Here is a 22,135-nt window from a genome sequence, read left to right on the forward strand (position 1 = left end):
CAAAAAAACATATATTTTATATTTTTTTAACATTTTATTTATATATTGTACAACATTAACCCGTTTTCATATATGAATAAAACTACTCTACTACTTAGCTCAATATTTTTCTTTTCATTTTTAAACTTATTTTCACAAAATGAAGAGTATCAAATAAAACCAAGACCTATCGAATTTGAATCAATAGGAAAATTAGGAGATAGCGTTCTTTCTATAAAAATGCCAATAGCTACTACTAATTCATTAAGAGTAACAACCTCTAACAAACTACCATATCCTATAATTTTTATTCATGGTCTTAATTCTAGTTCTGAAACATGGAACACAACTTCTAATTATTTAGATTCTCAGTATTCTTTTACATTTGGAGGCAGATTTGATTTCTGCTTAAATGCTGACAATGACAATACTATAGCAAACACTAATTTCTATCCTGTTTCTGGAGCTGATATTGCTGCATTTGAAACCACAATAATGCAAAATGGCGATTATTATTATGTGAACTTTAATGTGAATCCGGATGGAACAATAGGAACAGATGCATTAAGCAATCAGTGCGCTATAACAAAACAAGGAGTTGCACTAAAAAAAGCCATTGAGCGTGTATTAGAATTAACAGGTAAAAACAAAGTAATACTTGTTGGTCATAGTATGGGTGGATTAGCTTCTAGAGAATATATCCAAAATTCTTCTAACTGGCAAGCAGATAATGCTCATCATGTAGCCAAATTATTAACAGTCGGCACACCAAACGGAGGTAGTAATTCCAGCGATTCTGGTATTGGCGTTTTTGTAGGTATTGATACACATTCAGAAGCTATTAGAGATTTAAAAACAACTTATTATTATAGCAGTGATCCAGGTCGCTATTTATTTGGTGGTATTGAAATCAATAATTCTTCAAATATGAACGAACACTTATTTGGAAGTGATTTTTTTAATATTGATGTTAATTGCAATGGGACTATTGGCGATAACATAATTGGTTTAAATCAAAAATCTATTGATAATTTAATTGATTTTTCTAGTATCATTGGACGATTAAATGGAAATCCAACCGATGGCGTTGTTACCGAAGAATCTGCAACTATGGATAATTTTATAACTGGGTTAACATATCCTACTAAATATTTTTATTACACCTCTTCTGGTCTTGAAGTACACACTACTTTACCTAGCCAGTACTCACTTTTAATTCAAGGATTAGATGAACCTAATTTTAAAGAATTAGCTTATGAAATTGACACAAATGTAAATTATACAGGATTTACTACCGTTCAAGAAGACACTAATTCCCTTATTGACAATGACTATTTCAGATTTAATGTTACTGAAAATATTTTATCTACTGTTGAAGTTAGCAATATTAGTACAAGTCAAATGGAAGCTTCAATTTTGGATGAATCTGGAATTTTAATTGGAACTATAGAAAACAACAATGGCTCTTCTTTGATTGTGAATAATGTTTTAAGCTCTGGAACTTATTATTTAAAGCTTTCTAGTCTTTCACCTACTAATTCTGATTATCAAACTCCATATAATTTCTCAATTACAACAACACTTTCTACAAATTCTTTTGAAGACACAGGTATTGTTTTCTATCCTAACCCTGTTAAAGATATTTTAAATATTGAAAATATTCATTTCACAAAAATGAGTTTATATACAACACTAGGTCAATTACTTGAAATTAGAGTCAACACAAATGCTTCTACAAAAAATAAAATTGATTTATCTAATTATGCAAAGGGAATTTATTTTATTTCATTAGAGAATGATAATGAAACTAAAACTATTAAAATTATAAAAGAATAATAAAGACTCTTCATTTTAATACACTCAACTTAAATTTAAAAATATACATTGCCAAAGCCATTCCAAGTATTGGTGCTGCAAAATACAACCATAAAACACTACTATTTCCAGAAACAATAGCAGGTCCAAATGTTCTGGCTGGATTCATTGAAGCACCACAAACTGGTCCTGCCAACCATGCTTCTAGAAAAACAGTAAAACCAATTAAAAATGAAGCTCTTTTTATTAAAAAAGAACGATTTGTTGAAATTAGAATGACTAACATTAAAATAAAACTAAGGAAGAGTTCATAAAGAAAAGCTTCTTGCCACAGATTTCTAGGCAATGTATTTCCTAATTTAAGATTGTCAGGAAATAACACGTATAAAAAACAGCTTGCTGATAAAGCACCTATTAATTGAAATAAAATATACCAAGATGCTTTTTTAATTGTTATTTTTTTATCCAACATCATACCGATTGTAACTGCTGGATTTATATGACAATCTGATATTTTACCAAGGAAATGAACAAGCATCCAAACGGTTAACCCAAAAACAATTCCTATTCCAAATTCTTGAATGATTCCGTTGTATTCTTCACTAATGATTATTGAGCCTGTTCCGAATAAGACTAACAAAAATGTACCAATAAATTCACTAAAGTAATGCTTGCTATTCTTCATTTTTTAGATTTGAAAAAACATACGTCATTTCCAAGGCTATTTGTAAACTTCTTTCTTCATACTTTTCATTCATTAGAATTGTTTCATCAAATTCTTTTGGATCATCATAACGAATAGGGAATCGTTTTTCTGCACCCATAATAAACGGACAGCCTTCATCTGCTTGTGAACATGTCATTATTGCTGCAAAATTTGACTTTGGATTAAAATTGTCATCAAAAACTTTTGAAAACCCTATAATTGGCAACTCATTTTCTGAAAACTTAATAGCATAAATAGGATTTTTTTCATGACTTAATTTTTGAATTTCAAAACCATGATTCTGTAAAGTTTCAATAACTTTTGGATATATCGCTGTTACATCTGTTCCTCCAGAATAGCACTTTACTCTTTGAACACCATAATAAAAGGCTATTGTTTGTGCCCAAATTTGAGACAAATGACTTCTTCTTGAATTATGTGTACAAATGAAATTTAAATTTATTGCTTCTTTCTTATCTAGCTTTAACTGAATATAATCAATTAATGGTTGAAGTATTTCTTTTCTCTCTTTAGAAATTAATGAAAGTTGAAATTTTTCAATAGTTTCAGATATTTTTGTTATCATGTTTTTAGTTTTAGCTCAGGTAGAGGTAAAATGATTCTCTAACAACACCCAGAATTTGGCTCACATGAGCTTGCTTTTGATTTCCATTCTCCTATTTTAACTTTTGGTTTTCCAGATGGAATCCCACATTTATCTTGAGCCAAACAATTTGTTAATTTTGAAATTAGCAAGAAATTAATTCCATCAAAATCCAAACTAAACTTACCTATAGTATCTTTCATTTGATATTCTACTTCTATTTCTAAATCTGGAATTTGTAATACCTTTTGAGACAGTTCTATAATATGAATTAATTTTTCTGGATGTAAACGATGATCATAATCATTTGCTTCCCATAACTGAAAATTTGCCACTTCTTCTAAACGAGTTGTTCCTCCACAATCAATAAAGTGTTTTGTTATTTTTCCCACTTCAGTAACATGAAAATGCGAAGGAACTAAATTTCCATTTGGAAGCTGAAAAGCAATTGTTTCTACTTTTTTCAACACTTCATTTATTTCTGATAATTTCATTTTATTTAAAATTAGTTATTAATAATTATATCGTTAGCAACATTTTTGACTCAAATGATTTAAAATATTTCCAAAATAAGATTCAATTTTCTTAATTATTTCTGGATTAAGACAATAACAAATTGCTGTTCCTTCTATAGTTCCTTTTATAATATTTGCATTCTTTAATTCCTTTAAATGCTGAGAAACTGTTGGCTGAGCCAATGGCAATTCGTTTACAATATCTCCACAGATACAAGAATCTACACTTAGTAAATATTGAACAATTGCAATTCTCGCTGGATGAGACATCGCTTTAAACAAACTCGCCATTTCGTTTTGATCTTCTGTAAAGAATTCGGTTTTTGAAACTCCCATAAATTTATTATTATATTGCAATATTACGATATAATAATGAAATTACAAAATATAGTATAAAAAAAGTCCTGATTTTCATCAGGACTTTTTAGTATTTAAAAGAATTTAGAGATTATTTTTCTCCTTTTTCCATTTTTGCTTTTAATTCAGCTAATGCATCAATATCACCTAAAGTTGATTTTTCTACATTATTGTTAGAAGAAGTTGTTTCTACAGATTTAACTGCTTTTTCTTCTTCCTCACGGAAGATAGCTGTATGAGAAGCCACTACTCTTTTGAATTCTTTATTAAATTCAATAACTTTAAAGTCAGCAGATTCACCTTTTTTCAATTTTTTACCATCTTCTTTTTCTAAATGACGAGTAGGAATAAATGCTACAACATCATCACCGAAATCTACAGTTGCACCTTTGTCAACGATTTCACCGATAACACCATTATGAATAGTACCAACAGCGAAAGCATCTTCATGCTTATCCCATGGATTTTCTGTAGTTTGCTTATGACCTAAAGATAGTTTACGACCATCTACATCTAATTCTAAAACTACTACTTCCATGTTATCTCCAACATTCACAAATTCTGATGGATGCTTAATTTTCTTAGTCCAAGATAAGTCAGAAATATAAACTAAACCATCAATACCTTCTTCTAATTCCACGAAGATACCAAAGTTTGTAAAGTTTCTAACGATACCTGTATGCTTAGAACCTACTGGATATTTAGCAGTGATATCTGTCCAAGGATCTTGCGTTAATTGCTTAATACCTAAAGACATTTTTCTTTCATCTCTATCTAAAGTTAAAACTACCGCTTCAACCTCATCTCCAATTTTCATAAAATCTTGTGCACTTCTTAAATGAGTTGACCAAGACATTTCAGAAACGTGAATTAATCCTTCAACACCTTCAGCAACTTCAATGAAAGCACCATAATCAGCTAAAACAACTACTTTACCTTTTACTTTATCACCAATAGTTAAATCAGCACTTAAAGCATCCCATGGATGAGCATTTAATTGTTTTAAACCTAATTGAATTCTTGTTTTCTCATCATCGAAATCAAGGATTACAACATTTAATTTTTGATCTAATTCAAGAACTTCACTTGGGTGATTAATTCTAGACCAAGAAAGATCTGTAATATGGATTAATCCATCTACACCACCTAAGTCAATAAACACACCGTAAGAAGTAATGTTTTTAACCACACCTTCTAAAACTTGTCCTTTTTCTAATTGACCAATGATTTCTTTCTTTTGTTCTTCAATATCAGCCTCGATAAGCGCTTTATGAGAAACTACTACGTTTTTAAATTCGTGGTTGATTTTCACAACTTTGAATTCCATAGTTTTGTTTACATATTGATCGTAATCACGGATTGGTTTCACGTCAATTTGAGAACCTGGTAAGAAAGCTTCAATACCAAATACATCAACGATCATTCCTCCTTTAGTTCTGCATTTTACAAAACCATTAACGATTTCACCAGACTCATGAGCAGCAATAACTCTATCCCATGCTTTGATAGTTCTCGCTTTTCTGTGTGATAATACTAATTGACCTGTTTTATCTTCACGAATATCGATAAGTACTTCTACTTTATCACCAACTTTTAAATTTGGATTGTAACGAAATTCGTTTAAAGAAATAACACCTTCAGATTTAGCATTGATATCAACGATAGCGTCTCTATCTGTAATTCTAACTACAATTCCTTCTACAACTTCCTCGTCTTTTGTAGAGATGAAAGTTTTAGATACTAATTCTTCAAATTCTTGTAAGTTTTTTTCATCTACTACATCAATACCTTCTTGGTAATTGTGCCAGTTAAAATTTGCTAAAAACTCTTCTTGTGTTTTGTTAATTTCAGACATGCTGATTTAAAAATTTGTATGCTCTGTTCTTATAGGGTTTCTTATACAGATTAAAAACAGCAACAGTGTTTACATAAATGATTGATACCTAATGGAAACCCAATTCCGTCAAAAGGTGTGCAAAATTACGAATAATTTATTAACTACCAAACATTTGTAAAAAAAAGACTCTTATTAAAGAAGATAAAAAAGATTCTAAAATAAATTCAGAATAACATTTTTTAAATTAGATCTATTAATTAAATTTTCTCTTCTATTAACTTCATAACTAATTCAAATTGTTCTTTTTTATTCATCGCAGAGTTATCAACCTCAATAGCATCATCTGCTTTTACCAAAGGAGAATCTTCTCTATGTGTGTCAATATAGTCGCGTTGCTGTACATTCTCTAGTACTTCTTGATAAGTCACGTTTTGTCCTTTTTCTACTAATTCATCAAAACGTCTTTGCGCTCTTGTTTCCGCAGAAGCATTCATAAACAATTTTAATTCGGCGTCTGGAAAAACTACGGTTCCAATATCTCTACCATCCATCACAATAGCTTTATTTTTACCCATAGCTTGTTGTTGTTCTACTAATTTAGCTCTCACTTCAGAAATTTCAGCTATTTGGCTTACGTTTCGAGAAACTTCAATAGTACGAATAGGTTGTTCTACATTTTCACCATTTAAATACATCTCAGCAAAACCTAAATCAGGGTTAAAACGAAATTCTAATTTAATTGCTAGTAATTCATTAATTAAACCCTCTTTATTTAAATGATTTTCACCAACAAAACCGTTTTGCATTGCAAAATAAGTCACGGCTCTATACATAGCACCTGTATCTACATATACATAACCTAATTCTTTTGCTAATTGCTTAGCCAACGTACTTTTTCCTGTTGACGAAAATCCGTCTATTGCTATTGTAATTTTTTTCATTTTAATTTTCTTAGAAAATCTATTCGTTTTTCTCTATTTTTTTCTAAAAATTTATTCTAAATCTATCATTAATCCAAATAAACTTGTGTTTGCAGCAACGGTATATCTTGAATAGGAATAATCAAATTTAATTTTTCCAAATCGCAATCCAAATCCTGCTGAGATTCCTGAAAAGCTTCTTTGGTCTACAATACTTAATTCTTGCCCTCTTCTAAAATTGTATCCTAAACGAACATTAAATCCTTTTTCTGGAAATAATTCTGCTCCAATAATAACGTGTCGCAATGCATTATTAAAAAAGGATACCTTCTCTTCATTGGTTTCCCCATCTAAAGTATTTTCTGCTCTATTTGGGTTTGAAAAAGCGATATTCCATTGTTGTAAATTTTCTAAAGTAAGATGCCATCGAATAGGAACATTTTCAACCAATTGAGAAATTCCAGCATCTATTGAAAGTGGTAATTTCTCTCTCACATCTTGATAAGGTGTTATTTGAAACCCTATATTACGAATAGTGAATCCGTAATTAATATCATTTTTATCATCAACATACAAAAAACCTAAATCTGTAGCAACTCCCCATGAATTATACGATTCTAATGTGGAAGAAATTAATTTCACATTAGTTCCAATATACATATCTGTCCATGGAATATTATAAGCATAACCCATAGATAAAGCAGCTTCACTTCCTGTAAAATTAGAAGTTAAATTCCCTAATTCATCTCTTCCTTCAAAATCTCCGTAATTAATATAACTTATTCCTGCATGAAAAGTTTGCACATGTCTATCCCAAGTATAAGCATAGGCAGCAGTTCCATAAGAAACTTCTCCATAATAACTTCCGTAATTTGTAGATAATCTTTTATGCATTTCAGGATTTATTGTTGCTGGATTATAAAATGCTTGATTTACATCATAGTCAACCACAGTAACTGTTTTTCCTCCTAATGCTGCTTGACGCGGTGATTGCGCTAAGTTTAAAAACTGATATACATATTTACCTCCTATTTGCCCATAATGAACAGTAGAAAATAACAACAAAGAGAACAGTACACTTTTTTTAAACATTATTTTTTATATATAAGCTATAAACGCTTTTGCGAAGATAAAATTATATACGAATATATTAAAAACAAATTCCGACTTATTTCTAAATCGGAATTTTATTATTTTGAAAATGATTAACACTATAATTTCTTAGCACTCTTCACTTTTTGATTTATTATTGCGATATCAAGCACTTCACTCATTTTATCAACATAATTACATTTATTGCAAACTCCAATACTCCTTATTAACAAGGGAAATTAGTATCTGTAATTGGTTCACATGGATCATATGTTCGAAGGTTTTGACAATAAATCACATAGTCAGCACACAAAGTAGGATGCCCTCCTCCTTTTACACTTTTTTTATCCATCCTAGACAATTCTTTAGTTCCCTTTTGATTTAAGATTTTTTTTAACATAATAAAAATAGATTATAGATTAATATTACTGAAAAAACAATAAGTAAATTCAGACTACTTACCAAAGTTAACCATATATTTCTAGTTAAATGTTAAAAAACAAAGATTATCAACTCAAAAAAACTTAATTATCTAATTTTTTAGCACTCTTTACTTTTTGATTTATTATTGCAATATTAAGCACTTCACTCATTTTATCAACATAATGAAATGTTAATCCCTTTAAATATTCAGGTTTTATTTCATCAATATCACGCTTGTTTTCATGACATAGAATAATTTCTTTAATATTAGCTCTTTTTGCTGCTAATATTTTTTCTTTAATTCCACCAACAGGTAATACTTTTCCCCTTAATGTGATTTCTCCAGTCATGGCTAAATTTTTCTTCACTTTTTTTTGCGTAAAAGTAGAAACCATAGAAGTCAACATTGCAATTCCTGCACTTGGTCCATCTTTTGGAGTAGCTCCTTCTGGAACGTGAATATGAATATTATTCCCTGTTAATATTTCATTTGATATTCCTAATAATTCATTGTTAGATTTTATATACTCTAACGCAATCGTAACTGATTCTTTCATTACAGTTCCCAAATTCCCTGTCATAGTCATAGCTCCTTTCCCTTTTGAAATAGTAGATTCTATAAATAAAATATCACCTCCTACTGAAGTCCAAGCCAAACCTGTAACAACACCTGCTGTATCATTATTCTCGTATTTATCTCTTTCTAATCTTGGTGATTTTAACACCTCAATTATATCTTCATCCGTTAATACTTTATTATAAGGTTCTTCCATTGCAATTGATTTTGCAGCATTACGAACCATTTGCGCTATTTTTTTATCTAAACCACGAACACCTGATTCACGCGTATAACCTACAACAATTTTCTCTAATTGTTTTTTCCCTATTTGCAAATCATCGGTTGTTAATCCATGCTCTTTTAATTGCTTAGGCAGTAAATGTTTTTTAGCAATTTCCACTTTTTCTTCAATTGTATAACCCGACATGTTTATAATTTCCATTCTATCCTTAAGTGCAGGTTGAATGGTTGACAAACTATTTGAAGTAGCGATAAACATTATTTTAGATAAGTCATAACCTATTTCAAGGAAATTATCATGAAACTCCGAGTTTTGTTCTGGATCTAAAACTTCTAACAATGCAGAAGATGGATCTCCATTAAAACTACTTGACAATTTATCGATTTCATCTAAAACAAATACAGGATTTGATGTTTTTGCTTTCTTAATACTTTGAATAATACGTCCTGGCATTGCACCAATATATGTTTTCCTATGTCCGCGAATTTCTGCTTCATCTCTCATTCCTCCTAAAGAAATACGAACATATTCTCTACCCAATGCCTCTGCTACTGATTTCCCAATAGATGTTTTACCAACTCCTGGAGGACCATATAAACATAAAATAGGGGATTTCATATCGTTTCGAAGTTTTAAAACAGCTAAGTGTTCAATAATTCGCTCTTTAACATCTTCTAAACCAAAATGATCCCTATCTAATATTTTTTGCGCTCTTTTTAAATCGAAATTATCCTTTGAATATTCATTCCATGGTAAATCTAAAAACAACTCTAGATAATTTCTTTGTATTCCAAAATCTGGTGAATTAGGATTAGATCGTTGCAATTTTGACACTTCTTTTTCAAAATGTTTTGCTACGTCTTCATTCCATTTTTTTGATTTTGCTTTTTCACGCATTTCTTCAATTTCTGCCTCATAAGAAACTCCTCCTAATTCTTCTTGGATAGTTTTCATTTGTTGATGCAGAAAATATTCTCTTTGCTGTTGATCTAAATCAAAACGAACTTTAGATTGTATATCATTTTTTAATTCGAGCTTTTGCAACTCTAAATTCATAAAACGTAGCGTTTCCAATGCTCTTTCTTTCAAATTATTAATAGAAAGTAAATCTTGTTTTTCAGTAACAGACAAATTCATGTTTGAAGAAACAAAATTGATTAAAAACGGATTACTTTCTATATTTTTAATTGCAAAAGTAGCTTCTGTAGGAATATTTGGGCTTTCTCTAATAATTTGAATAGCCAAATCTTTTATTGATTCAACTATTGTATTAAATTCAGCATCATTACTTTCTGGACGAACCTCGCTTACTTCTTTTATTCTTGCTTTTAAATAAGGTTCTTCTTGAGTAAATGCATCAATTTCAAATCTTTTTTTACCTTGAAGAATTACTGTTGTATTTCCATCAGGCATTTTTAAGACTCTAATTATACGAGCTACTGTTCCTATATGATGTACATCATTTGGAGTAGGTTCTTCTACATTCTCATCTTTTTGTGCTACTACACCAATTACTTTTCCTCCAGCATTAGCATCATTAATCAATTTAATTGATTTATCTCTTCCTGCTGTAATAGGAATTACAACTCCAGGAAACAAAACTGTATTTCTCAAGGAAAGTATTGGTAGATCATTTGGCAACACTTCATTATTCATTTCCTCTTCATCTTCAGGTGTCAATAAAGGAATTAATTCAGCATCACTATTTATTTCTTGAAGTGACAAGTTGTCAAGTGTTATTATTTTTTGATTTGGCATAACTATAAAAGGGTCATTTTGTCATTAATTATATTAAAACTAGGCTTATATATTCTTTCAAAACCACTATTAAATGACTGAAAATCAATACTAATAAAAGAATTCATTATTTATAAGCTATATATGAAATCAAGATTTATGCCATAAAAAAAATCCCGAAGTATAAATTCGGGATTTCGGTTTTCTTTTTATGATTTTCTTACTGATAATAAACATCAAAAGCTCCTTGAGAGATACTATGACTTGTAGCACTAGTAAGACTAGTTCCAGTAAACTGAAATGTACCAACTATATGTTTTGCTCCAACATCATGAGTAGTAATCGTTACCGTACCAGGATTAGCACCAAATGAATTCATTCCAGAAGCATCTTGATTATACAATCCTATATTATTGGTACCTAAAGGCAAATCCTCTAAATCGTATGTACCTGGAGTCATTCCTCCTACTAAGCTCAAAGAAATATTTTCTATATTTCCTCTTCTACCAATTATTGTTATAGAATTATTAAATTGTATACCATCAACATTTGTAGGAATAAAATCTGAACCATCTAACTTACAAAAAAAACTATTTGTTGAAGGTGAAGTATTGTTTTCAGTAAAAGGAACTGAGAATTGACCATTTGTAAAACCTTTTGTCTGCGTTTGTGTCAATGTACTATCATACCTTACACCAGTAAACTTAAAAGTTCCTGTTATTATATTTGTAGTCGTATTAATTGAAGTAATAACTAATTCAGCTGTATCCGCATAATTTGTAAAACCTTGATTTGTTGCATCAGAATTACTCAGACTAACATATGGCACTTGACCACTTCCAGCAGAATAAACTAACCCAAGAGAAGTTATAGATGTTGCCGTAGCCCAATTATAAGTTCCTACAGTTCCTTGAGGAATTGTTATTTGAAAAAAACTTCCATCACTCTTCATTGCTGAAATAGATATGTAATCTGAATTCACTATCGCTTGTATAGTTGAAGCATTATTCCATGTTTGTCCATCAAAATCAACTTTAAAAACACTAGCCCCAGAATTATTTCCTCCATCTCCATTATCTTCTCCTCCATTTCCATTATCAATTTGATTTGACAAAGCTGGATCTAATGGTTCTATATTACAAGAATTTAATGTAAAAAGAGTTGCTAATACAGTAAAAGCAAAAAGTAAATTTATTTTTTTCATCAAGGTTAATTTTAATAATTTTTTCAAAAATAACATAATATTTTATTTTTTAGGCACTCTTAAAAGCAAAAAGACCCCTATAATAAAAAATAATGTTAAAAACACAATAGCATTTCTCATTGACCCAGATATTTGATCTATTGTTGCGAATATCCCCATTCCAATAACAATTCCTATTTTTTCAGCTACATCATAAAAACTAAAATAAGAAGCTGTATCCTCTGTTTCTGGTAAAAATTTTGAATAAGTTGATCGTGATAATGACTGAATTCCCCCCATTACTATTCCTACAAAAGCAGCAGTAATATAAAAATGTATAGGTTCAGTTACAAAAAACGCAAAAACACATATTATTGCCCAAATAATATTAATAAACAAAAGTGTTTTTATATTTCCAAACTTAGCAGCTAATTTAGATGTCATATATGCTCCTGCAACTGCTACCAATTGAATAACTAAAATACTTATTATCAATCCTGTTGTTTTCTCACTATCTGTTGCCCAGTTTATCTCTTGTTCTCCAAAATATGTAGCTACAAGCATTACTGTTTGTACTGCCATGCTGTAAACAAAAAAAGCGACTAAATATCTTTCTAATCGGATATTGTGAAACAATTGTTTTTGAACTTTTTTTAATTCTTTAAATCCATTAAATAAAATTTCTCTAGTAACTTTTTGTTTTGAATGATTTCCTTTTGGCAAGTAATAAAAAGTGTATTGACTAAACAATAACCACCAAATCCCTGTAAGAACAAAAGACAATCGCATTGCATCTAATGCCTCTCCTCCTTCTTTCCCTAACACTAAATACAAACAAATTAACAACAACAAAACACTTCCTATATATCCTAATGAATATCCTTTAGCACTTAAACTATCTTGTTGTTCTTTATAAGCAATATCAGGCAGGTATGAATTATAGTACACTAAACTTCCCCAAAAACCTATTAATCCAAAATAAAAACAGACAACTCCAAAGTAAATATTCTCTTCAGAAAACCAATATAATCCAATACATGAAAACGCTCCTAAATAACAAAAAAATTGCATAAAACGCTTTTTATTACCTACATAATCCGCAATACCTGAAAGTAATGGAGACAATATAGCAACTGTTAAAAAAGCAAAAGCCGTTACATAACTTATTAAAGAAGTAGGCTTAAACAGCATTCCTAAGAATTCTAAATCTGGACCATCTTTAGGAAATATAAATCCGAAATACAATGGAAAAATTGATGATGAAATCACTAATGAATATACCGAATTAGCCCAATCATAAAATGCCCAAGAATTTAGCAATTTCTTACTTCCTTTTTGTAATGTTTTAGTCATAAATAATAAATTAAAAAAGTCCTGCTTTGCAGGACTTCGAATATACATATTATATTTAAATTATTTAAAAGTAACCCCAAACTTTGCCGCTTCTGCTTTTGCTTGCGGAATTAAAGATGTTATTTCTCTAATTCTTGTTTCATTACTTGGGTGTGTACTTAATATTTCTGGTGGAGCAGAACCTGAAGACAATGCAGACATTCTTTCCCATACTTTTACAGCATTAACAGGATCATATCCTGCAATTGCCATTAAAGTTAAGCCAATCATATCTGCTTCACTTTCATGTTTTCTACTAAATGGTAACATACCTCCTACTTGAGAACCAACTCCATAAGCTTGCATAACTAACGCTTGAGTCTGAGGATCTTTGTTCCCTACTGCAACTTGTGCTCCAGCAGCTCCTAATTGTTGTAATAAGCCTGCACTCATTCTTTGTTGTCCGTGATTTGCTAATGCATGAGCAACTTCATGTCCCATTACGGACGCAATTCCTGCATCATCTTTACAGACTGGCAATATTCCTGTATAAAAAACAATTTTTCCTCCAGGCATACACCATGCATTTAATTCTTTACTTTCTACCAAATTATACTCCCAAGCATACCCTTCTAAATAATCTGATTTTCCATTTGCATTTAGCCATCTTTCTGCAGCTGTCTTTATCTTCATTCCTATATTTTCAATCCTCTTTGCATCAGTTGTTCCTTTGACAACCTTATTTTCAGACAGAAATTGTCCATATTGTTGAAAAGCAGATGGAAAAATTTGACTATTTGGTACAAATGCCATAGTTCGTTCTCCTGTAAATGGATTTTTTGCGCACGATAATACTAGCCCAAAAAACAATACTAAAACAATTTTTATTTTATTATTCATCACATTCTATTTTATACAAAGTTAATACATTTAAAAAATCATATCAAATATTAGCCCAAAAAATATTTTTAAGATAATATTAATAATTAATCTTTTTTATAAATAGTAATTTCGCAATTAAAAAAATGTCAAAAAGACGAAAAAATATTTCAAGTAATTCAATTCCATCATCAATTTTATTTTTAGCAGGTTCATTACAGAGAATCTCACACACTTTTACTGTTAAATTTGCTAAAAAACTCTTTACAAAACCTATAAAATATAAAATTCCAAAAAGAGAATTTGAAATGGATAATAATTCTAAACAAGAATTATTTCATATCCCATCAATAGATAAAAAAATTATGGTATACCATTATGGTAATAGTCCTAAAAAAATCCTTCTTGTTCACGGATGGTCTGGAAGAGGAACTCAACTTGTAAAAATTGCAGATCGATTATTAGAATTAGGATTTTCAACAATAAGTTTTGATGCACCAGCTCATGGGAAATCATCAGGGAAATCATCATTAATGATAGAGTTTATTGAAAGCATCTTAGAATTAGAAAAGAAATTTGGCCCATTTGAATTTGCAATAGGTCATTCTCTTGGAAGTATGTCTATTTTAAATGCAATAAAGAAAGGTTTACAAGTAAAAAAAGCTGTAATAATAGGAAGTGGAGATAGTGTTAATGACATATTATTTGATTTTGTATCTAAGTTAAATTTAAAACCAATAATTGCAGTAAAAATGAGAGAATCTTTTGAGAAAGACCTACAAATACCAATGGAAAGCTTCTCTGCTTATATAGCTGCAAAAGATGTTCACATTCCAACTCTTATTATTCACGATAAATATGATGAAGATGTGCCATATACTGCTTCAGAAAACATAGAAAAGCACATAAAAAATAGTAAGTTAATACTGACTACCAACTTAGGACATCGAAAAATATTAGGAGATAAGAATGTGATAAATGAAATTGAAAACTTCTTAATTGAAGAGAACAATAAATAAAAGTAAAAAGCACTTCTATAGAAGTGCTTTTTACTTTTATTTATTGGAAGTTTATTTCCCTAACATACTCGATTTTAATTTTTTATCTGCTGGCTTATCTGACAACCAGATTCCAAACAGCGCTTTTTTAAAATCTTGCCCTTCAATAGTCCCTTTTTTTGTACCATTTTTATAAACTACAATCCCAACTTCTGGTAGATTTGCAATTGTAAATGAATCTCCTTTATTAAATTTATCTTTAAAAAAAGATTTAAATTTATCAATTTTTGATTTAAGTGGTGCTGTATTTCCTCCTGTAGAGTTTTCAAAACCTTCATTAACGGCATTAATCATTTTTTCTGAAGTAATCATTCCAGAAACAATATCCAATTTTATCACAGCTGCATCTGTACTATTCATAATTTCATTTGCATTTGTACTTTTTTTAGGAAGATATAAAGATCCTACGTAAAGATCTATCCAAAACTTCTCTCTAACTCCTGCTCCATTCAATGTTAAGTTACGACCTTCAACAGTCAATGAGTTATCTAATTTAACTCCTGAAACTGTTTTTTGTGCATTAATCGAAAATGATGTTAAAATAGCCACCATTAAAAATGTAAAAAATTGTTTTTTCATAGTTTTTTCTTTATTCAATCTTATAAAAGTAATAAATTAATATTAACTATCCAACATTGCTCTTTTTAATTTTTCATCAGCCGGTTTAATACATAACCACACTCCAAATAATGCTTTTTTAAAATCCTTACCATCAATAGTTCCTTTTTTTATCCCATTTTTAAAAACCGTAACTCCTGATTTTGGATTATACACAATCATGAACTCATCTCGTTCTTTAATTTCATCTTTAAAAAAAGATTTAAATTTATCGACTTTTGGCTTTATAGCTGACAAATTTCCATTTGTAGCATTCAAAAAACCTTCATCTAACAATTCAATCATTTTTTCAGAAGAAACCATACTTGAAACTACATTCATTTTAATAATAGATGCATCATCACTGTTTATAATTTCATCTGCATTTGTACTTTTTTTAGGCAAATACAATGATACTACATACAAATCAATCCACATTTTTTCCTTAACTCCAGCTCCATTTAAAACAAGTTTGTTACCTCCAAACGAAAGGGTTTCATAAATACTTACTCCTGAGACTTTCTCTTGAGCAAAACAAAAAGTTATAGGTAATATCAAAAACATTAATAGTAAGTAAAGTTTTCTCATAATTTATAATTGTATTAATTTTTTGTTAAATATATAAATTTTTTCTTTTTAATTTATTAATTGTAGCGTTTAATTCAAAACCAAGTAAAAGAATCATACAATTAATCCAAATATAAAACATCAATACAAGTAGTGTACCTATAGAACCATACAATTCATTATACCTTGCAAACTTTTCTACATATATACCAAAAATGTAAGATGTTAAAATAATTAATAACGTTGTAAAAACCGCTCCATAACTTATAAATGATATATTTTGAGTTTCTTTTGCTCCAAATTTATATAGAATAGAAACTGTAATTAAAATCATTAAAATAACAAACAGATACCTACCCCATTCAATTAAGTAGACATCACTACTTATAAGTCCTTGAAAGTTAATTTTTTGAATTATTACTTCAAAAACAACTATTGATGCCACCGTAACAATTAAGATTAAAGATAAAGCTATTGATATTGCTAAAGCTATAAAATATTGCTTAAAAAAACCTCTTGTTATGGTTATATGTGTTGACATTTCAAAACCTCCTAATATAGCATTAACTCCATTTGTCATTAAAAAAATAGATAAAATAAACCCCGAAGACAATAAGCTTTTATAACTAGTACTCATTATATCTTTCAGGATAAGTTCTATTGCTTCGTATGTGTTTGGAGGTACTCCCTTTTCTACAAAAAACAAAAAATCATCTTGAAAATTATCAATAGGTATATACGGAATTAAATTCAGTATAAATAAAGCAAAAGGGAATAATGCCATAAAGAAACTAAATGCAACTGCACTTGCTCTATTTGAAAATGCACCTCTTAAAATTCCTAAAAAATAGAGTTCAATAATATCATACAGGGTCAACCCTTGCAAAGATGACAAACTTATACTTTTAGCAAAACCAACTAATTGTTTCACTAAAGGAATTTTATTAAGCTTATTTTCAATCAATTCAGACATTAGATTGCTTTTAAGCTTAAATCCATATTATAAACAGAGTGTGTTAAAGCTCCTGAAGAAATATAATTAACTCCACATTCTGCATATTGTCGAATAGTCTTTTCATTAATATTTCCAGAAGATTCTGTTAAACATTTATCTCCTATCATACGAACTGCTTCTTTAGTCATATCATAAGTAAAATTATCTAATAAAATTCTATAAACACCTTCACAAGTTAATATTTCTTTTACTTCATCTATATCTCTTGCTTCAACAATTATTTTCAAATCTCTATTACTTTCTTGAAGATATTTCTTTGTTTTATTGATTGCGTTTGTTATTCCTCCTGCAAAATCAATGTGATTATCTTTAAGCATTATCATATCATACAAAGCAAAACGATGATTTTCTCCTCCTCCTATTTTTACTGCCCATTTTTCAAGAGCTCTAATACCTGGAGTTGTTTTTCTAGTATCTAAAATTTTTGTTGGAGTTCCTTCTAATAAATCTACAAAATATTTTGTTTTAGTTGCTATTGCACTCATTCTTTGCATAGCATTTAAAACCAATCTTTCTGCTTTTAAGATAGCTTGAGAACTTCCGAAAACATTAAATACTACATCTCCATATTTTACACTTTCTCCATCATTAATGAATGTTTCAACAATCATATCTTTTTCTACATGTGAGAAAACCATTTTTGCAAATTCAACACCTGCAATTACTCCTTCATCTTTTACTAATAACTTTGCTTTTCCACGTGCTTCTTTAGGAATACATGCTAAAGAACTATGGTCACCATCTCCTATGTCTTCACGTAGTGCATTCTCTATTATCAACTCTAATTCGTTTTGAAATTGTGCTTCTGAAATCATCTTATTTTTGTAATTTAATTGCTAAGTTATGAATTCAAACTAACAAACTCAATTGTTTTAAAAAAAAGCATAAAAAAATCCCGCTTATGCGGGATTCTAGTATAAAATGATTCCTATTTATAAACAGATTCTTTTTTAAAATGCTTTGTCAATAAATAATAAAAAACAGCTCTATATTTATTTTTATTCGATTTACCATATTGATCAATTACAGCCGCAATTGCAGTATCTAGTTCTGGACCATCTTTTAGTCCTAACTTTTTAATTAAAAAATTATTTTTTACTGTTGCTAATTCTTTTTCATCAGTACCTGATACTGTTGAAGAGTCAGCATTGTAAATTGATGGACCGCAGCCAATAGTTACTTTAGTTAATAAATCCATATCGGCAGTTACACCGCATTTGTCTTTTAAATCTGCTGCGTACTTTGTAATCAGTTCGTCTCTTTTACTCATAATCATGTTGTTTTTAAATGTTAAGACCAATCGCTTTATTTTATATAAAACGTATTATATCCTTATAAAATTATAATTTTATTTTAACTTTTTAAAATATTCCAATAAAATTTTGTCATTTAATTTCTCAGGAGTACTTATTTCTAACAAAGATGGTCTATTATCTAATTTTAAAAACGTTTCTAACTTTATTTCTAAATCTATTGAATTATCAGCAATTTCATAATTAAAATTAAACATCTTTGCTAAATGATTTGCTTTTAGATTATGAGAGGTTTCAAAAAAAGTATTAAATGTGTTTTCTTCTTGATGGCCTGGTAAAATTCTAAAAATCCCTCCTCCACTATTGTTAATCAAAATTATTTTAAAATTATTTGGAATATATTGATTCCAAAGTGCATTACTATCGTAAAAAAAACTAACATCGCCCGTTATTAAAATAGTTTGTTTTTCACTAGCTAATGCCGCTCCAATTGCTGTTGAAGTACTCCCATCAATTCCACTTGTGCCTCTATTACAATAAACTGTTACTAATCTATCTACATTCAAAAGTTGCAAATAACGAATTGCAGAACTATTACTTACTTGTAATTGAATATCCTTTGGTAGTTTTTTAGTTATAATTTCAAAAGCTTTAAAATCAGAAAAAGGAATATCTTTTAAATAAATTTCTGATTTTGACATTCTATCTTTTACAATTTGAGACATTTTAGCTTGATAAAACCCTTCTAAACTATTTCTTTTTACGGTTATTTGCTTCAAAAAGCCTTCAATATCAGTTTTAAAATGCTTAGTAAGACATCCATAAGTATCATAAGCTCTTAGTTCATCTACATGCCAATGTTCATTAGGTTTATACTTTCTAAGAAATGCTTTTATTCGTTTTGAAACAACCATTCCTCCAAAAGTTAATAAAATATCTGGTTTAAAATACTCAAACTCTTCTTCACTAAAAGGTGTAATTATAGTATCAATATTAGAAATGAAACGCTCATGATGTAAATTTGACGTTTTTTCTGTCATTACAATTACAGAACTATCATTAGCTAAACTTTCTAAAACAGACTGTTCTATTGCGTTTGGTTTACTTTCACCAATAAGAATCAGTTTCTTCTCACTAGTATTCCACTTTTGAATATATTCTTGGCCTAAAACAAAATTCTCATCTTCCTCATCAAAATCAACCCATTCTGGATTCACACTAACTTCTGAAATTATCCCATACAGAGGTTCTTCAAATGGTATATTTATATGTACAGGACCTTTTTTATTTTTTGCTAAATGTAACGCGTATTGAATAGCAACATCATTATCTCTTGAAGCTAATTCAGTTAAATTAGCACTATTTAGTATATGATTAGCAAAAACATTTTCTTGACGAATTGTTTGACCATCTCCTATATCAATTTTCTCTTGAGGTCTGTCTGCACTAATTATTACTAATGGTATTTGACTGTAGAATGCTTCCGCTACTGCTGGATAATAATTTAAAACTGCTGATCCAGAAGTACATACCACAGCTACTGGTTCTTTTAATTGTTGTGCCATACCTAACGCAAAAAAAGCTGCACATCTTTCATCTACAATACTGTAACATTTAAAAAAAGAATTATTTACAAAACCAATAGTTAAAGGTGCATTTCTAGAACCAGGAGAAATAACAATATGTTTTAATCCTTTGGCTTTACAAATTTCTATTAAGCTTTGAGCTAAAGGTATTTTTGGGTATTTATTTTGTTCTATCAAGGTTATATTTTAAGAGTTCAAAAAAGTGAACAAAGAATTTCAAATACAAAGTTATAAAGTTGAAAAGGTTTTTAATACTTTTACTTAAAATAAATTATTACATAATGAGAGTCAATTTACGTGCTTACTCTATTTCCGACTGTCAATCAATTTTAGACATTATAAACTATAATATTTTACATTCTACTTCCTTATATGATTATGATGTTAGAACACTAGAGCAGCAAATTGCGATTTTTGAAGACAAATTAGAAAAAAAATTTCCCATTATAGTCGCCGAAATTGATAATGAAGTTATTGGTTTTGGTTATTATAGTGAATTTCGTTTTAGAGAAGCATATAAATTTACCGTTGAACATTCTATCTACGTTTCAAACAGATATCATGGAAAAGGAATTGGTAATCTTTTGTTATCTGAACTTATTCGTTTAGCCAAAAATCAAAAACTCCATACTATGATTGGAGTTATTGATTCCGAAAACCAAAACAGTATAAATTTTCACGAAAAATTTGGTTTCAAAATAGTTGGTAATATTAAAGAATCTGGGTATAAATTTAACAAATGGCTTAATTCAATAATAATGCAATTATTTTTAGACTAGCTGCTATTTCTTGTTTTCTATCCAATTAATAATTGAATCATCGGTTGGCAATACTCGTGGTGAGATCACATTATCAAGTTCCCCTTTTTCATTAATTAAATATTTTTGAAAATTCCACTCTACCTCACTATCTACAAGTCCATTTTTAGCTTTCTGAGTTAAAAATTTATAAATTGGATGCATATCATCTCCTTTAACAGAAATTTTACCCATTATTGGAAAGCTCACACCATAATTTCGTTCACAAAAAGTTGCAATTTCATTATTTGTTCCTGGCTCTTGTGATCCAAAATTATTAGCTGGAAAACCAATAATTACAAAATTATCTTTACTATATTTTTCATACAATGATTGTAGATCTTTATACTGAGGTGTTAATCCACATTTAGACGCTGTATTTACAATCATGATTTTTTTTCCTCTTAAAGCAGAAAAATCAAAATCATTTCCTTCAATATCTTCAACTTTAAATTGATATATATTTTCTTTCATTTTATCATCTTTTTTTAAAGTGAGTGTTTTATTTGTTTGAGATTTTACATTTAAAACTGAAAACACACAAAACATTCCAAAAATTAAATATTTTTTCATCGCTATTTTTACTTCAAATTTACCTTTTTAGAAGCTATATTTCCTTAAACAAATCATAAATCTAAATAAAATTTGTAATTTAGAACATTAAATAACTAAACTTTATGTTTTTCTTTAGAACACTAATTTCTTTTTTACAAGATGATGAATATAGAGATTTACTCATTACCACAGCCATCATATTATTAGTTGGAACATTAGCTTATCATTATTTAGAAGGATGGAGCGTAATAGATTCTTTCTATTTTTCAGTTGTAACATTAACAACTATTGGATATGGAGATTTTGCTCCTCAAACAGATGCTGGAAAACTTTTTACGGTTTTATATATTGTAATTGGAATTGGAATGATTCTTAGCTTTATTAATACAATTCAGCACCATTACACTTATATGAGATATAGAGAAAAAAAAGATATCTTAAAAGGTAAAAATTTTAAAAAAGAAGTCAAAAAAATTAATCCAAGAAAAGATTCAGTACTTTAATTGTTTTTGTTATGTTTTACATCTA

23 protein-coding genes are annotated in these 22,135 nt (G+C 29.1%); 4 read left to right on the plus strand and 19 right to left on the minus strand.

Annotated features, from left to right (window positions below):
* Positions 1–72 precede the first annotated feature (72 nt).
* Positions 73–1,815: an alpha/beta fold hydrolase gene (locus SY27_RS06850; protein ID WP_045968556.1), complete on the plus strand. Its 1,743-nt coding sequence runs from the start codon at positions 73–75 to the stop codon at positions 1,813–1,815.
* A gap of 10 nt (positions 1,816–1,825) precedes the next feature.
* Here SY27_RS06850 and SY27_RS06855 read toward each other — a convergent pair whose 3' ends face one another.
* The 12 genes from SY27_RS06855 to SY27_RS06905 form a co-directional block, all read right to left on the minus strand.
* Positions 1,826–2,479 (minus strand): MIP/aquaporin family protein, encoded by a 654-nt coding sequence (locus SY27_RS06855; protein WP_045968558.1) that lies wholly within the window; start codon positions 2,477–2,479, stop codon positions 1,826–1,828.
* Positions 2,469–3,086, minus strand: coding sequence for a low molecular weight phosphatase family protein (locus tag SY27_RS06860; protein WP_045968560.1), 618 nt, complete (start codon positions 3,084–3,086; stop codon positions 2,469–2,471). The genes SY27_RS06855 and SY27_RS06860 overlap by 11 nt, the downstream gene beginning before the upstream one ends.
* Positions 3,087–3,124: 38 nt before the next feature.
* Positions 3,125–3,598, minus strand: a complete 474-nt coding sequence (locus tag SY27_RS06865; protein ID WP_045968562.1) for a DUF6428 family protein — start codon at positions 3,596–3,598, stop codon at positions 3,125–3,127.
* 33 nt (positions 3,599–3,631) lie between these two features.
* Positions 3,632–3,955, minus strand: coding sequence for a helix-turn-helix transcriptional regulator (locus SY27_RS06870; RefSeq protein WP_045968564.1), 324 nt, complete (start codon positions 3,953–3,955; stop codon positions 3,632–3,634).
* Between the two features lie 112 nt (positions 3,956–4,067).
* Positions 4,068–5,831, minus strand: a complete 1,764-nt coding sequence (gene rpsA / locus SY27_RS06875) for a 30S ribosomal protein S1 (protein WP_045968566.1) — start codon at positions 5,829–5,831, stop codon at positions 4,068–4,070.
* Positions 5,832–6,070: 239 nt separating this feature from the next.
* On the minus strand, positions 6,071–6,754 hold the full coding sequence (gene cmk / locus SY27_RS06880) for a (d)CMP kinase (RefSeq protein WP_045968568.1): 684 nt from the start codon (positions 6,752–6,754) through the stop codon (positions 6,071–6,073).
* A 51-nt stretch (positions 6,755–6,805) separates the two neighbouring features.
* On the minus strand, positions 6,806–7,825 hold the full coding sequence (gene porQ / locus SY27_RS06885) for a type IX secretion system protein PorQ (protein ID WP_045968569.1): 1,020 nt from the start codon (positions 7,823–7,825) through the stop codon (positions 6,806–6,808).
* A gap of 226 nt (positions 7,826–8,051) precedes the next feature.
* Positions 8,052–8,225 (minus strand): hypothetical protein, encoded by a 174-nt coding sequence (locus SY27_RS18820; protein WP_161794130.1) that lies wholly within the window; start codon positions 8,223–8,225, stop codon positions 8,052–8,054.
* A 124-nt stretch (positions 8,226–8,349) separates the two neighbouring features.
* Positions 8,350–10,806 carry an endopeptidase La gene (lon, locus tag SY27_RS06890; RefSeq protein WP_045968571.1) on the minus strand — a complete coding sequence of 819 codons (2,457 nt, stop codon included), beginning with the start codon at positions 10,804–10,806 and terminating at the stop codon, positions 8,350–8,352.
* Between the two features lie 199 nt (positions 10,807–11,005).
* On the minus strand, positions 11,006–11,989 hold the full coding sequence (locus tag SY27_RS06895; RefSeq protein WP_152640719.1) for a DUF6252 family protein: 984 nt from the start codon (positions 11,987–11,989) through the stop codon (positions 11,006–11,008).
* Between the two features lie 42 nt (positions 11,990–12,031).
* Entirely contained in the window at positions 12,032–13,321 is a 1,290-nt protein-coding gene (locus SY27_RS06900; protein ID WP_045969281.1) for an MFS transporter, read from the minus strand.
* Positions 13,322–13,381: 60 nt separating this feature from the next.
* Complete coding sequence (locus SY27_RS06905) at positions 13,382–14,200, minus strand: M48 family metallopeptidase (protein WP_045968575.1); 819 nt, start codon at positions 14,198–14,200, stop codon at positions 13,382–13,384.
* A gap of 125 nt (positions 14,201–14,325) precedes the next feature.
* Here SY27_RS06905 and SY27_RS06910 point away from each other — a divergent pair, with 125 nt between their 5' ends.
* The gene (locus tag SY27_RS06910; protein ID WP_045968577.1) at positions 14,326–15,198 is read left to right on the plus strand and encodes an alpha/beta hydrolase; all 873 of its coding nucleotides are present in this window, start codon (positions 14,326–14,328) and stop codon (positions 15,196–15,198) included.
* A 51-nt stretch (positions 15,199–15,249) separates the two neighbouring features.
* Here SY27_RS06910 and SY27_RS06915 read toward each other — a convergent pair whose 3' ends face one another.
* The 6 genes from SY27_RS06915 to menD all read right to left on the minus strand — a co-directional run bounded on the left by SY27_RS06915 (position 15,250) and on the right by menD (position 20,432).
* Positions 15,250–15,816 carry a chalcone isomerase family protein gene (locus tag SY27_RS06915; RefSeq protein ID WP_045968579.1) on the minus strand — a complete coding sequence of 189 codons (567 nt, stop codon included), beginning with the start codon at positions 15,814–15,816 and terminating at the stop codon, positions 15,250–15,252.
* Positions 15,817–15,858: 42 nt separating this feature from the next.
* Complete coding sequence (locus tag SY27_RS06920; protein ID WP_045968581.1) at positions 15,859–16,422, minus strand: chalcone isomerase family protein; 564 nt, start codon at positions 16,420–16,422, stop codon at positions 15,859–15,861.
* Between the two features lie 25 nt (positions 16,423–16,447).
* Entirely contained in the window at positions 16,448–17,374 is a 927-nt protein-coding gene (locus SY27_RS06925; protein WP_045968583.1) for a YihY/virulence factor BrkB family protein, read from the minus strand.
* On the minus strand, positions 17,374–18,231 hold the full coding sequence (gene nadC / locus SY27_RS06930; protein WP_045968585.1) for a carboxylating nicotinate-nucleotide diphosphorylase: 858 nt from the start codon (positions 18,229–18,231) through the stop codon (positions 17,374–17,376). Before nadC ends, SY27_RS06925 begins: the two co-directional genes overlap by 1 nt.
* A gap of 113 nt (positions 18,232–18,344) precedes the next feature.
* Positions 18,345–18,686, minus strand: a complete 342-nt coding sequence (locus tag SY27_RS06935) for a DUF2853 family protein (RefSeq protein ID WP_045968587.1) — start codon at positions 18,684–18,686, stop codon at positions 18,345–18,347.
* 78 nt (positions 18,687–18,764) lie between these two features.
* Entirely contained in the window at positions 18,765–20,432 is a 1,668-nt protein-coding gene (gene menD / locus SY27_RS06940) for a 2-succinyl-5-enolpyruvyl-6-hydroxy-3-cyclohexene-1-carboxylic-acid synthase (RefSeq protein ID WP_235270925.1), read from the minus strand.
* Between the two features lie 104 nt (positions 20,433–20,536).
* Here menD and SY27_RS06945 point away from each other — a divergent pair, with 104 nt between their 5' ends.
* Positions 20,537–21,034 carry a GNAT family N-acetyltransferase gene (locus SY27_RS06945; protein ID WP_045968589.1) on the plus strand — a complete coding sequence of 166 codons (498 nt, stop codon included), beginning with the start codon at positions 20,537–20,539 and terminating at the stop codon, positions 21,032–21,034.
* Between the two features lie 3 nt (positions 21,035–21,037).
* Here the strand turns inward: SY27_RS06945 and SY27_RS06950 are convergent, their stop codons facing one another.
* The gene (locus SY27_RS06950; RefSeq protein ID WP_045968591.1) at positions 21,038–21,625 is read right to left on the minus strand and encodes a glutathione peroxidase; all 588 of its coding nucleotides are present in this window, start codon (positions 21,623–21,625) and stop codon (positions 21,038–21,040) included.
* 104 nt (positions 21,626–21,729) lie between these two features.
* Here SY27_RS06950 and SY27_RS06955 point away from each other — a divergent pair, with 104 nt between their 5' ends.
* The gene (locus tag SY27_RS06955; protein ID WP_045968593.1) at positions 21,730–22,110 is read left to right on the plus strand and encodes a potassium channel family protein; all 381 of its coding nucleotides are present in this window, start codon (positions 21,730–21,732) and stop codon (positions 22,108–22,110) included.
* Positions 22,111–22,135 lie beyond the last annotated feature (25 nt).

It is taken from the genome of Flavobacterium sp. 316 (assembly GCF_000967805.1).
Taxonomy (GTDB): Bacteria; Bacteroidota; Bacteroidia; order Flavobacteriales; family Flavobacteriaceae; genus Flavobacterium; species Flavobacterium sediminilitoris.